Genomic DNA, 12,131 nt, shown 5'->3' with positions numbered 1-12,131 from the left:
GATTACACATTCTTAGTTTGTGATTGTCTTTTCTGTTTCTTTATCGAATACATGAATCTTGTCTGCATCCAAAGCAAATTTAACAGTATCGCCTGTTCTTGCTGTTGTTCTAGGATCAACTCTTGCAGTCATGCTTGCTCCTTCGTAATCGAAGTGTAAGTAAACTTCTGCACCAAGCATTTCGTATACACGGATTGTAGCTTCAATCAGAGTACCCTGAGATTTTGCGATAAATTCTGGTTCGTCATGTACATCTTCCGGACGGATTCCGAGAACAACTGTCTTTCCATCATATCCGCCATCGATAAGCTTTTTAGCTTTTGCAGCCGGAAGTTCGATATCAGAAGGGCCAGCCTGAAGGTATACTTTGTCGCCTTTTACTTTACATACAGCATCTACGAAGTTCATCTGCGGAGATCCGATGAATCCTGCTACGAACAGGTTGCACGGGGTATCGTATAATACCTGTGGAGTATCTACCTGCTGAACAACACCTGCGTTCATAACTACGATTCTGGTTCCCAGTGTCATAGCTTCTGTCTGGTCATGTGTTACGTAGATGATGGTTGTACCTAATCTCTGATGTAATTTAGAGATCTCAATACGCATCTGTCCACGAAGCTTAGCATCCAGGTTTGAAAGAGGCTCATCCATAAGGAATACTTTCGGGTTACGAACGATAGCACGTCCCATAGCAACACGCTGTCTCTGTCCACCTGATAATGCTTTCGGTTTACGATCAAGCAGGCTTTCCAGGTCAAGGATTCTTGCCGCTTCACGAACCATTTTATCAATTTCCGGTTTCGGAACTTTTCTTAATTTAAGACCAAATGCCATGTTATCATATACAGTCATATGTGGATACAGAGCGTAGTTCTGGAATACCATTGCGATATCTCTGTCTTTTGGTTCTACATCGTTCACTACTTTATCACCAATCTTTAATTCACCGCTTGAGATGTCTTCCAGACCTGCGATCATACGAAGTGTTGTGGATTTTCCACATCCTGACGGTCCTACAAAGATGATAAATTCTTTATCTTCGATTTCAAGGTTGAAATCTTTAACTGCCTCAAATCCGTTTGGATAAGTTTTGTTGATATGTTTTAATGATAAACTTGCCATTGGTTCTTTCCTCCTAAAATGTTTTGATTACTTTTTATTACGGCTCAGCCGTTTTCTCTATCTGTCATTTAGTATAGTAAAAAAATCGTTTCTGGTCTATGTTCGGGTTGAACAAAGTTTTATAAACAAGGTGTACAAATTGACGAAACTACAAAAGTGCCTTATATACGTCACGTTTGCCGATCCCTCTGTCCTTTGCGACGCATTTCATAGCCTCTTTCTTCTCCATTCCCTGGTTCAGATAATACTCCATATGCTCCGGAATGCTCATCTGCTCCCATTTCCCTTGTTCTTCACGTCGTATCATTTCACGGCTTTTTCCCTCTGCAACCAGCACGCATTCTCCCTTTGGCTCATTTTCTTCATAATAAGAGACTGCTTCGGCAAATGTTGTGGTAAATGCTGTTTCGTGCTTCTTCGTAAGTTCTCTGCATACAGTCAGCCGGCGGTCTTCTCCCAGAACCTGCCCCAGTTCCTTCAAGGTCTTCACCAGGCGGTGCGGTGCCTCGTAAATGATCATGGTTCTGGTTTCTTCTGCCAGTTCCGCCAGAACTTCCTGACGCTCTTTTTTATCGGATGGCAGAAATGCCTCAAAAGCAAATCTTCTGGTTGACAATCCGGATATCGTGAGCGCAGTAATACATGCGGCCGCACCCGGAAGTGAAGTCACTGTAATCCCGGCTTCATAGCACATCTTCACCAGTTCTTCTCCCGGATCCGAGATTCCCGGCGTACCTGCATCTGTAATCAATGCTATGTTCTGTCCTTCCAGCAGTTTATCCACCAGCTTTTGTCCCTTTTCGATTTTATTGTATTCATGGTAACTGGTCATCGGTGTCTTAATCTCAAAATGATTCAGCAGCTTGATGCTGTTCCTCGTATCTTCTGCTGCGATCAGATCTACTTCCTTCAATGTCCGGATCACCCGGAACGTCATATCTTCCAGATTGCCGATGGGTGTCGCACACAAATATAATGTTCCCGCCATACGCTCTCCTTTCCGTTACCTGCCGTTATTTCCCAAGCCGTCCATTCCATAGTGTTCCAGTACTTCCTGTGTATATGTTCCATCTTTTTTGTAAACGATCAGCGGCGGTTCGATCGTCATTCTGGGCTTCGCACCCCGGATTCCTTCAATCAAAACCATATTTGGTTCCTTATCTATGTATGGATATACCAGACGCATCCTTTTGGGCTCCAATCCCGTTTCTGTCATTTTGGACAGAATCTCAGCAAGCCGAAACGGCCTGTGAACCATGTAAAATCGTCCGCCCGGTTTCAATACTTTTGTACTTTCCCGGATAATGTCATCCAGTGTACACAGTACCTCGTGGCGTGCGATCGCTTTCTCGCTTTTCGGATTTGCCAGTCCGTGTCCGCCGATCATATACGGTGGATTTGTACTCACCACATCCATCGATGACGGCCCGAAGATCATCGATGCTTCCTTAATATCACCGGTTACGATTTCCACCCGTTCTTCCAGGTGATTGTGCTGTACGCTTCTTCTCGCCATATCCGCACTCTCCTCCTGGATCTCCAGCCCGGTAAAATGCCTGCCTTCTGTCTTTGCAGCGAAAAGAATCGGGAGAATTCCCGTTCCTGTCCCAAGATCAAGAACACATTCTCCCGCTTTTATCTTTGCAAATGCACTGAGAAGAACCGCATCCATCCCAAAGCAGAACCTTCCCGGATGCTGTATGATCTCATATCCTTTTATCTGTAAATCGTCGAGCCGTTCCCCCTGTTTCAGATTAGTTGTCATCTAATTTTGACGCTCCTTCACCCTTTTCCAGAGCCGCAAGCTCTTTCATCTCCTGTTTCGTCAGCTTCACATCATTCTTACGCTTTCTCGGCCGGAACTTCAGTTCGCTGACCTTATAATCCCGGATCTCCTTCTCGTCGTTATCCAGGTTTACAATCACCTTTACCTGCTGTCTTAAGACACTCAATGAGTGTACCTCTCCCCGCAGTCCGTCACTGGTCGTCACGGTATCTCCCACTGCCGGGAGGCGGCTGTTCAGTTCTTCGTAGGTCTCTTCCTCGTTCGTCAGACAGCACATCAGCCTGCCGCATACGCCTGAGATCTTTGATGGATTCAGCGACAGATTCTGTTCCTTCGCCATCTTAATCGATACCGGTGCAAATTCAGACAGGTAAGTGTGGCAGCAAAGCTCACGCCCGCAGATTCCGATTCCTCCGCGGATCTTCGTCTCGTCACGTACCCCGATCTGTCTTAATTCGATCCTCGTACGGAACACCGCCGCCAGATCCTTGACCAGTTCACGGAAGTCGATTCTTCCGTCAGCTGTAAAATAAAACAGAACTTTATTATTGTCAAATGTGTATTCCGCATCGATCAGCTTCATTTCCAGTCCATGCTTCTGAATCTTCTCAAGACAGATGTTGAATGCTTCTTTTTCTTTTTTCCGGTTCTTCTCTTCGGTTCTCCGGTCTTCGTCTGTTGCAACGCGGATCACCGTCTTGAGCGGCTGGGTGATCTCCTCATCGGGGATTTCCTTCGGTCCCATCACGACATTTCCAAATTCCACTCCCCGTGCCGTCTCCACGATTACCTGATCCCCGCGCTGAATCTGCAGCTTGCCCGGAGCAAAAAAATAAATTTTCCCTGCAGCCCTGAAACGGACTCCTATTACTTTTGTCATCGGCTAATTCTCCTTTATCGTCAATAACAGAAGCTCCATTACCAGGTCAAAGTTCACATTCGCTTTCAGACGTGTTTTCGCCTTCTCCAGCGCATTCAAAATCGTTTCTATCCCTTCATAGGAGCTTTTCTTCGCGCGTTCCTTGATATAATCAAGCTGTTCGCTAAAAATCACTCTGTCAATATTCTTCGTTGCTTTGTAGATCAATACATCCCGATACCAGATCATCAGGATATCCAGATAGTCATTGATCTCGATCTTATACGCGGTAATCCGCTTAACCGCCTCGACCAGGTCGCTGACTTCCATCGTATCAATGTTCTTCAAAAGCTGGATTGCTTCTTCCTTGATCTCATTAAAATGCTCTGAGTTTGCCAGCATAATGGCCCTTCCCACATTGCCCTGTGCAAATGCCGTGCAGACATCCGCTTTGTAATCCGGAATCTCCAGCGTCTCCATCAGATACTTTTTCACCAGTTTATCCTTGATATTGCGAAGCTTCAGCATAACACATCTGGAACAGATCGTCGGGAGCAGGCTGTCTGCATTCTCCGTAAGCAGGAAGATCACCGCATAAGACGGCGGTTCCTCGATCGTCTTTAACAATGCATTCTGTGCCTGTACCGTCATCAGATCTGCATCCGGTACGATATAAATCTTATATTTCCCGTTGTACGGCTTCACCTGAATATCTTCATTGATCTGTACACGGATCTCATCTACACTGATGGAATTCGGTTTTTCATGGGTCACACGGATAATATCCGGATGATTGCCACTCATGGCCTGACGACAGGAATGACATTTATTACACGGCTCATCCCCATTGTTCTCACACTGAAGTTCCTGGGCAAAAAGCTTCGCCAGCAGCTTCTTTCCTGACCCTTTCGGTCCATTTAAAATATAAGCGTGAGACACTTTATCCTGCTTCACTGCATTTTTCATATATTCAATAATCTCAGTATGTCCAACGACATCTTTAAAACCTGACATAGCTTCACCTTCTTTAATGTATAAATTCCCGTAACTACCTGTTATTGTATCATAATTTCAGCGGAATACCTAGCCTAATTCGCCTGTTTTCTGCTGAATTCTTTCTGAAATTTTTCTTACCGTTTCCTCAAGTTCCCGATTTTCAAACCGTTCGGTAATTCCCACCGCTTTCAGATTCTCTTCCGAGAAATCCTCGGTATCTGCAAGGAAGCGTCTGCACATTTCCGCATATTTCGGCTCTTTCTGCATTCTCTCTCTGGTAAGTGCACGCATCAGACGTTCCCCGTCCTCCACTTCGATATAGAGTGGCACTATTCTTTCTTCGCCAAAATATTCTCTCATCTTCTGATAGGATTCCAGTGTCCCGATCATAAGATAATCTGCCGTATCCTGATCAAACTGTCCGTCATCCACAGTAAAATAGTTCCAGGGACCATGAACGGTGTCATAGGTGCGCAGCTCAATCACTTTCCCATCATCCAGTAACTGCTGCAATTTCTCTTCATTTACGAAATAGTATTCTTTCCCGTTCTTCTCCCCCTCACGGATCGGGCGGGTCGTGTAAATCGTGACCGTTTTCAGTTCCGGATGCAATTCTTTGATTCTTTTGTAAATGGTATCCTTTCCGGATGAACTTTTTCCCATCAGATAATATATATTACTCATTTTTCAGCACCCTGATTCTTCCTTTTTCCTGAATTCCTTCTATCTGAAATTTCTGTTCTTCATAAAATGCAAGAAGCTCCACCGCCTCTCTGCTGATTCGCTCGCCCGGCACAATGACCGGACTTCCCGGCGGATAGAGATACGCATATTCCATAGAGACTCTTCCTTCACTCTGTCTCCAGGAAATACTTTCTCCCAGTCCCTGTTCGTTCTTTTCGGCAATTTCAAACGGTGTAAACACCTGCTCCTGCCGCGGAAGCTCACCGGAAATCTCTGCACAACACTTCGGCTCTTCCAATTCCCCGTCAATCTCTAATAGTGCCTTCACCAGACGGTCCAGGCCTTCCTTCGTATCGGCGACCGATGTCATGGCAATCAAATACGTCCCTGCCACCATTTCCATTTGCAAATGATAGTCACGCAAAAGTTTCTCATATAACTCATGGCTCGTCAGATTCGCTTTTGAAACCGAAATTACGATTTTGGACGGATCATAATGATCGGATTCCAGAAGTCTCAGAAAGCGCAAAGAGGCAAGTTTATTTCTGGTTTCCGCAAGGCGTTCGGCATAAATATGAAATGCCCTCGCACCTTCCTCCCCTGCCACAAAATCAATGCATGCATCCATACTCGCCATGAAGACATAAGAGGGGCTGCTGCTCTGCAGCATATCCAGATAACGCCGTATCCGTTCTCTGTTTGCAATCGGTCCGTTCATATGAAGAAGTGCCGTCTGGGTCAAGGATGGCAGCGTCTTATGAAGACTCTGGATCACCACATCGGCTCCCAGTCCATTTGACCGCTCCGGGAAATACGGGTGAAAGCCAAAATGTGCTCCGTGCGCCTCGTCCACAATCAGAGAAATTCCCTTTTCGTGCACGATCCGTGCAATCTCCCTGATGTCTGAAACCACCCCATCATAATTCGGAGAGACCACAACGACCGCCCGTATGTCCGGCTCTTCTTCGAGTGCTTTTCTGACATCTTCCGCGCGGATTTCTCCATTCCAGTGTTTTTCACCGTCAAAATCCGGATAGAGGTACCTCGGTCTCAATTCATTTAAATAGATAGCATGATGAACCGACTTGTGACAATGACGTGCCACCAGGATCTTATCGCCCTTCTTTGTACTTCCCAGAATTCCACTCAGAATTCCCACTGTACTTCCATTTACCAGAAAATGTGTCTCATCCGCCCCAAATACGGATGCCGCTCTTTCCTGCGCTTCCTTCAGAATCCCATCGGCATGATGCAGATCGTCGAACCCGTCTATCTCGGTAATGTCAATCGCATACGGCAGATCCACTCCCAGAATTTCTGTATTTCTTTTATGCCCGGGCATATGAAAGCCATAATAATCCTGCCGGGAGTATTCTTCTAATCTGTCATATAATCGTTTCATGCGTCCTCCATATTTCCTGCAGAACCACTTTTTTGTGTGTTCCGCCAACCTCTCATATCATAGCGCAACAAACCGCTATACCAAGTCCAGTTCTTAGTATAGCGGTTTTAAAATGGAATTACAACAAACGATATAAATTTCTATTCCGGAAGAATGGTCTTAATGCTATCGGAAAGAACCCGGTTTACCCGGATGGAACCGTCAAGCTGAACATAATAATATGAGCCGTCCTCATCTTCTTTCCCCACATAGAAGATCACCGTTTTCTCTTTTTCTCCGTCCTGCGAGTCTTTGTAAGTCACTTCCACCTTCGTTCTGGACGCCTCATCCAGACCATACCCGGCTTTTGTCTCATCTGTCACATGATAATCGACACAATCGGTAAAATACATTCCGGCAATTCCATTTGCAACTTTCTCAACCGGATTATTTTCTTCTGCATCATCCGACTGTTCTGTCTCATCTTCCGAATCTTCTGTTTCTTCCACTGCTTCATACACCGTTTGTGTTCCATCCGGTGCCGTAATCACCTCTTTGACAAAATGATCTGCAATAATCTGAATAAAACTGTCTTTCTCGGCAATATCAGCCAGGTTCCACAACATCTGGGAAGTCAGTTCTGAAGAAACTGTGTAGACATTTTCTCCGTTCTCCTCCATAAAATAAATCTGCTCCCCTGTTGTATTTCCAAACAGATACTCATGTTCCGTTCCATCTTCCTCTGTGACGGAAAGGCGGTATGTCACCGCATCGAACCCATAATCTGATAATTCATCGGGCGAGCTGATCTCTTTGATCGCCTGAATGTCCGAAAAAGCATTTTCCATATCCAGCATCACATCCTCCTGAAGCTCGATCACCGGATCTTCACTGAACTTCCAGACCCCTTCTTCCTTCTCGAATGCCATACTGTTTCCTTCTGCATCTGCATATGTCATCGCATTCAGACTGTCTGCCTTCAGAACCTGGATTTTTTCCTCCTCTTTTTTCTGCTCTTCCTTCTCTTCATTCGCATGATTTACATACTTCATTCCAAAGAATGCCAGTAACAGAATCACAATCACTCCTATAAGAATTGCAAATGTTTTCTGCTTTTTCTTCATATACAGTCCTCCCTATGATTTTCTCCTGCGCATCCATGTCACAAATCCAATCACAAGAATCGCAATCGGAATCACAAATATGATGATCAGACTGATCGTTCCTGCATGAACCGGTGTGTTCTGCTCCACACTCAGACTCTTCGCTTCAATTGCAACATTTTCCACATCATCAAAATTGTTCATGACAGAATTCACAAACAGTGTCAGGTTATCCAGTGTTGTGAGCTGATCGGTAATATCCGAACTGATCAGAGAATCCGAAGCGACGACTGTTAACCGGGAAACCTCCGATTCTTCTGTATCCCCGGAACCGGCATCCTCCTCATCTTCATTCGTATCTTCATCTCCGGTATCGCAGGTCTTCTTTACAACTGCTCCCAGAATGTACTGTCCTTCCGTCTCTCCGTCTTCCCGCACCGCATAGCTTTGCGTTGATGTTTCCATAAATGTTGACACCGTCAGTGCGTCGTCTTCTGTATCCAGTTTTTCCAGTCCATGCGAATTCAAGAGCAGAACCATCTCATTTTTAATTCCCTGCCCCAGGTCACCGGTCAATGTAAGCTGCGGGAAGATCGCATAATAATTATTCTGATAGCATCTCTGCATATCCGCAATATAACCATCCGCACGTCCCAGCCCATAATCTGCCATAATCGCTTCCAGGTTCGGCAGATCCACTTCATCCGTACCCAGAATCAGATACACGTTGCCTCCATCCGCGAGATAATCCTCTATCAGCGTCTTTTCATCATCCGTAATATCAGAAGATGGCGCATAGAGGAACAAAAGATCACAGTCCTCCGGAATCTGCGCATTCATACTCAGATTGATCTCGGATGTCTCCAGATTATTCTTGGAAAACAATTCATTTACCGATGTAGAAAACGTCGCCTCACCGTGTCCGCTGGTGCGATAGATTTTCTTAGTCTCGGTACTGGTCACATATCCGATTGCGCTTGTAAGTTGTCCTTCTCCATCGAATTCCGTCTCACTAAGCTGTCCGGACATATAATATGTGTATTCATCATATTTGATAATATCGTCAAAGGCAATCTGCGTGCTCTTTCCTGTTTCTTCACACTCTACGTTGATGATGTCGCCCTCTGTATTATACTTCTGCAAAGCGGAAGGATGCTGTACACTATCGATCCATTCCAGGTCGATCTTCTTCGATAAAGCCGCATATTTCTTTACAAATGTCTCAATTCTTTGATCGACAGAATCCAGATCCGCCACGACCGTCAGCTTCACCTCTTTATCCAGTTCGTCCAGAATTTCTTCCGAGACCTCACTGATCTCGTAGATTCCGTTGTCACTGATGTCAATATTTCTCATACTTTCCGGAAGCTGACCGGCCACAAGATTGACCAGCACCGCAATCACCAGAACCAGTACGGTAAGGCCTACACTATACGTACCATTTTTGGAGGATACACTTTTGAACATTTTCTTAATCTTTTCCATGTCTCACCCCTCCTAACTCCAACGTCTTTTCTGAATGGACTGCATCGTAAAAAAAACAAACACTGCAATCACGGTCAGATACATCACAAGTCCACTTACATCAAACAGACGATTTACCGCTATATTCTCAAACACTTCCGTAATATATAATTTCTCCATCAGATTGACCAGAAGATTCTCAAACAGTTCCGCCTTTACAAAACTGAGAGCCACGACTATGGCTACGCCGATAACTTCTACAATACCGGAAATCATCCAGTTTTTCGTCATCTGATAAATAACTGCTGCCACGATCGTCAGAAGAATCACCATCCCGATCATACCACTGGTCTTGGATGTTGGAAGGAACTGAGTCAGTCCTCCCCAAAGATAAACCAGAAGCAGCGCGCCAAAGGTTGTGACGGCCGCGATAATCTGGCTCTCTGTGAGGGATGAAAGGAACATTCCGATTGATATGTATACACATCCCATCAGGAAAAACATTAAAATTGATAAATAATCCACTTTCAGATAGGCCGTCCCAAAGCTTTTGATAATCAACGGAAATGTGCAGAATATTACGCATGGTACTGCAAATACAGTAATCATCGCCAGATATTTCCCCAGTACTACTTCTGTCAGACTCACCGGTGCAGACAAAAGCATCTGATCTGTCCTGCTCTTTCTTTCCTCCGCAAAGGAACGCATAGTCAAAAGCGGTACGATAATAATCAATATATAATTAATACTCAGCAAAACATACGAAAAATACGGATACCCCGAATTCAGATTATACGCCATAAAATAAATCCCGGTAAACACGACCATGAATGCGGTAAGTACATATCCTGTCATGGATTGGAAATAGGATTTTAGTTCTCTTTTATAAATCGCCGTCATCGCCCGATTCCTCCTCTCCTTCATACAGTTCTTCTTCATCCCATAGTTCTTCTACATCGCTCTTTGTCCTGGCTTGTTCCACGGCGGCACTCTCTTTTTGAGTCAATTCAAGGAATACATCTTCCAGTGTTGTCCTGCTGTGATATAGCATCAGGAGCGGGCAATCCGCACCGGCAAATGCACGGAACACATTCTCACGGATATCCTGATTTTCTGTAGGAATCACACTTGCCTTTGTCGTTCCGCCTTCTTCCCCCGGTTTTACGTCTGCGCTTTTCACCTCAGGAATCGACTTCAGAATCATCCTTACCTTATCTTCCGTTCCTTTTGCAAGAATTTCAACCGACCGCTGTCCTTCAAGGAGTTTCTCCAGATTTTCCGGTGTATCACTCGCCACAAGCTTTCCTCCGGAGATGATCATGATATAATCACAGACCTCCTGAATCTCCGCCAGAATATGGGAACTTAATATAACGGTATGCTTCTTTGCCAACTCACGGATCAGTTCGCGAATTTCAATGATCTGCTTCGGATCCAGTCCGACCGTCGGTTCGTCCAGAATGATGATTTCCGGGAATCCCAGAATTGCCTGTGCCAGTCCGACTCTCTGCTTATATCCTTTTGACAGGTTCTTGATCAGACGATTCTCTACATCTGTAAGTTTCACCATCTTCATCGCCTGTTCCACTGCACTTTTCCGCTCTTTCTTCGGTATCTTCTTCAGCTCCGCCGCAAAATCCATATACTCGCGGACCCGCATCTCCAGATAAAGAGGCGGCATTTCCGGCAAGTATCCGATGCATTTCTTCGCCTCTTCCGGTTCTTCCAGAATATTATGCCCGTTAATCAGGACTTCCCCTTCGGTTGCCCCCAGATATCCTGTCATAATGTTCATCGTGGTCGATTTCCCGGCGCCATTCGGTCCCAGAAATCCGTATATCTGCCCCTTCTCTACTGTAAAACTCAAATGGTCCACGGCCAGATGTGTCCCATATCTCTTTACAAGATTCCTTACTTCAATCAACACGTTCCCTCCTAGCTTTTTTCTATCTTTCTCAGCTTATGCTTCAAACTGCCCGGATACCACCGGATTTTTCTGATTGCATAAGAGCCAGTATAAGGAATAACTGTGAAAGTTTTGCGTGAGAATTGTGATTTTTGTGTGTCTTAACATACGAATCTGCCAGGTTCAATCTTTACATTCCAGACGCTTTCGCCTATAATGATAGAAAATAAAATGCAAAGGAGATATGGCAATGGGAGATCAAAAGCAGCGCATTTATGATATGTTAAAAAAATTGAATATTAAGTATGAAGTTGTCGAACATGAACCCGTTTATACAATGGAAGATATGGACCGCCTTGGTCTTCCTGCAAAAGGGATCCTGTGCAAGAACCTGTTCCTCAGGGATTCCAAGGGCAAGCGGCATTTCCTGGTAACTTGTGATGAAGCAAAGAAAGTCGATTTAAAATCTCTTGCCAGACAGCTTGGCACCGGCGGACTTAGCTTTGCCTCCGAAGAACGCCTTGAAAAATATCTGGGGCTGAAACAGGGAAGTGTTACTCCGTTCGGACTCATCAACGATACCGACCATGCAGTCGAATTCTTTATCGACCGTGACCTGACCAAATGCAAGAGCCTCGGCATTCATCCTCTTGAAAATACGGCAACTGTTTTCCTGTCCTATAAAGATCTGGATAAGTTTTTATGGGAACTTGAAGTTGATGTTATGCAGATTCGGCTATAGTGCCGAATCTTTACGATACCTGAAATATCTTTGAGTTTACGCAAAGAGAGCTGATCGTTTTTTTATGAACAATCAGCTCTTTTTC

At 44.9% G+C, this 12,131-nt stretch carries 12 protein-coding genes; 1 reads left to right on the top strand and 11 read right to left on the bottom strand.

Features of this window, described 5'->3' with window-relative positions:
• Positions 1-12: 12 nt before the first annotated feature.
• The 11 genes from ACTNBF_RS07160 to ACTNBF_RS07110 form a co-directional block, all read right to left on the bottom strand.
• A complete protein-coding gene (locus tag ACTNBF_RS07160; RefSeq protein WP_427820652.1) occupies positions 13-1,125 on the bottom strand; it encodes an ABC transporter ATP-binding protein in 1,113 nt (370 codons plus the stop codon).
• A gap of 148 nt (positions 1,126-1,273) precedes the next feature.
• Positions 1,274-2,113 (bottom strand): 16S rRNA (cytidine(1402)-2'-O)-methyltransferase, encoded by an 840-nt coding sequence (rsmI, locus tag ACTNBF_RS07155; protein WP_427805942.1) that lies wholly within the window; start codon positions 2,111-2,113, stop codon positions 1,274-1,276.
• Between the two features lie 15 nt (positions 2,114-2,128).
• On the bottom strand, positions 2,129-2,890 hold the full coding sequence (locus ACTNBF_RS07150) for a tRNA1(Val) (adenine(37)-N6)-methyltransferase (RefSeq protein WP_427805943.1): 762 nt from the start codon (positions 2,888-2,890) through the stop codon (positions 2,129-2,131).
• Complete coding sequence (locus tag ACTNBF_RS07145) at positions 2,880-3,791, bottom strand: PSP1 domain-containing protein (protein WP_427820651.1); 912 nt, start codon at positions 3,789-3,791, stop codon at positions 2,880-2,882. The genes ACTNBF_RS07150 and ACTNBF_RS07145 overlap by 11 nt, the downstream gene beginning before the upstream one ends.
• A gap of 3 nt (positions 3,792-3,794) precedes the next feature.
• Positions 3,795-4,784: a DNA polymerase III subunit delta' gene (holB, locus tag ACTNBF_RS07140; protein WP_427805945.1), complete on the bottom strand. Its 990-nt coding sequence runs from the start codon at positions 4,782-4,784 to the stop codon at positions 3,795-3,797.
• A 69-nt stretch (positions 4,785-4,853) separates the two neighbouring features.
• Complete coding sequence (locus ACTNBF_RS07135; protein ID WP_427805946.1) at positions 4,854-5,450, bottom strand: guanylate kinase; 597 nt, start codon at positions 5,448-5,450, stop codon at positions 4,854-4,856.
• Positions 5,443-6,852 carry an aminotransferase class I/II-fold pyridoxal phosphate-dependent enzyme gene (locus ACTNBF_RS07130; RefSeq protein ID WP_441017813.1) on the bottom strand — a complete coding sequence of 470 codons (1,410 nt, stop codon included), beginning with the start codon at positions 6,850-6,852 and terminating at the stop codon, positions 5,443-5,445. The genes ACTNBF_RS07135 and ACTNBF_RS07130 overlap by 8 nt, the downstream gene beginning before the upstream one ends.
• Before the next feature lie 140 nt (positions 6,853-6,992).
• The gene (locus ACTNBF_RS07125) at positions 6,993-7,955 is read right to left on the bottom strand and encodes a DUF4340 domain-containing protein (RefSeq protein ID WP_441024971.1); all 963 of its coding nucleotides are present in this window, start codon (positions 7,953-7,955) and stop codon (positions 6,993-6,995) included.
• Positions 7,956-7,967: 12 nt separating this feature from the next.
• Positions 7,968-9,419 carry a Gldg family protein gene (locus ACTNBF_RS07120; protein ID WP_441049471.1) on the bottom strand — a complete coding sequence of 484 codons (1,452 nt, stop codon included), beginning with the start codon at positions 9,417-9,419 and terminating at the stop codon, positions 7,968-7,970.
• A gap of 12 nt (positions 9,420-9,431) precedes the next feature.
• Positions 9,432-10,298, bottom strand: coding sequence for an ABC transporter permease (locus ACTNBF_RS07115; RefSeq protein ID WP_427820646.1), 867 nt, complete (start codon positions 10,296-10,298; stop codon positions 9,432-9,434).
• On the bottom strand, positions 10,282-11,322 hold the full coding sequence (locus ACTNBF_RS07110) for an ABC transporter ATP-binding protein (RefSeq protein ID WP_441017809.1): 1,041 nt from the start codon (positions 11,320-11,322) through the stop codon (positions 10,282-10,284). Before ACTNBF_RS07110 ends, ACTNBF_RS07115 begins: the two co-directional genes overlap by 17 nt.
• A gap of 232 nt (positions 11,323-11,554) precedes the next feature.
• Here ACTNBF_RS07110 and ACTNBF_RS07105 point away from each other — a divergent pair, with 232 nt between their 5' ends.
• Positions 11,555-12,046 (top strand): prolyl-tRNA synthetase associated domain-containing protein, encoded by a 492-nt coding sequence (locus ACTNBF_RS07105; protein WP_427820579.1) that lies wholly within the window; start codon positions 11,555-11,557, stop codon positions 12,044-12,046.
• Positions 12,047-12,131 lie beyond the last annotated feature (85 nt).

Source organism: Bariatricus sp. HCP28S3_A4 (assembly GCF_052066395.1).
Classification (GTDB): domain Bacteria; phylum Bacillota; class Clostridia; order Lachnospirales; family Lachnospiraceae; genus Allocoprococcus.
Note: the sequence above shows the minus strand (reverse complement) of the source record. Positions and strands in the feature narration are given on the sequence as shown.

What these genes read in the sequence shown, in the direction of transcription:
- ACTNBF_RS07160 (WP_427820652.1), bottom strand. Translation starts at nt 1,125, where the DNA reads ATGGCAAGTTTATCATTAAAACATATCAACAAAACTTATCCAAACGGA.
- rsmI (WP_427805942.1), bottom strand. Translation starts at nt 2,113, where the DNA reads ATGGCGGGAACATTATATTTGTGTGCGACACCCATCGGCAATCTGGAA.
- ACTNBF_RS07150 (WP_427805943.1), bottom strand. Translation starts at nt 2,890, where the DNA reads ATGACAACTAATCTGAAACAGGGGGAACGGCTCGACGATTTACAGATA.
- ACTNBF_RS07145 (WP_427820651.1), bottom strand. Translation starts at nt 3,791, where the DNA reads ATGACAAAAGTAATAGGAGTCCGTTTCAGGGCTGCAGGGAAAATTTAT.
- holB (WP_427805945.1), bottom strand. Translation starts at nt 4,784, where the DNA reads ATGTCAGGTTTTAAAGATGTCGTTGGACATACTGAGATTATTGAATAT.
- ACTNBF_RS07135 (WP_427805946.1), bottom strand. Translation starts at nt 5,450, where the DNA reads ATGAGTAATATATATTATCTGATGGGAAAAAGTTCATCCGGAAAGGAT.
- ACTNBF_RS07130 (WP_441017813.1), bottom strand. Translation starts at nt 6,852, where the DNA reads ATGAAACGATTATATGACAGATTAGAAGAATACTCCCGGCAGGATTAT.
- ACTNBF_RS07125 (WP_441024971.1), bottom strand. Translation starts at nt 7,955, where the DNA reads ATGAAGAAAAAGCAGAAAACATTTGCAATTCTTATAGGAGTGATTGTG.
- ACTNBF_RS07120 (WP_441049471.1), bottom strand. Translation starts at nt 9,419, where the DNA reads ATGGAAAAGATTAAGAAAATGTTCAAAAGTGTATCCTCCAAAAATGGT.
- ACTNBF_RS07115 (WP_427820646.1), bottom strand. Translation starts at nt 10,298, where the DNA reads ATGACGGCGATTTATAAAAGAGAACTAAAATCCTATTTCCAATCCATG.
- ACTNBF_RS07105 (WP_427820579.1), top strand. Translation starts at nt 11,555, where the DNA reads ATGGGAGATCAAAAGCAGCGCATTTATGATATGTTAAAAAAATTGAAT.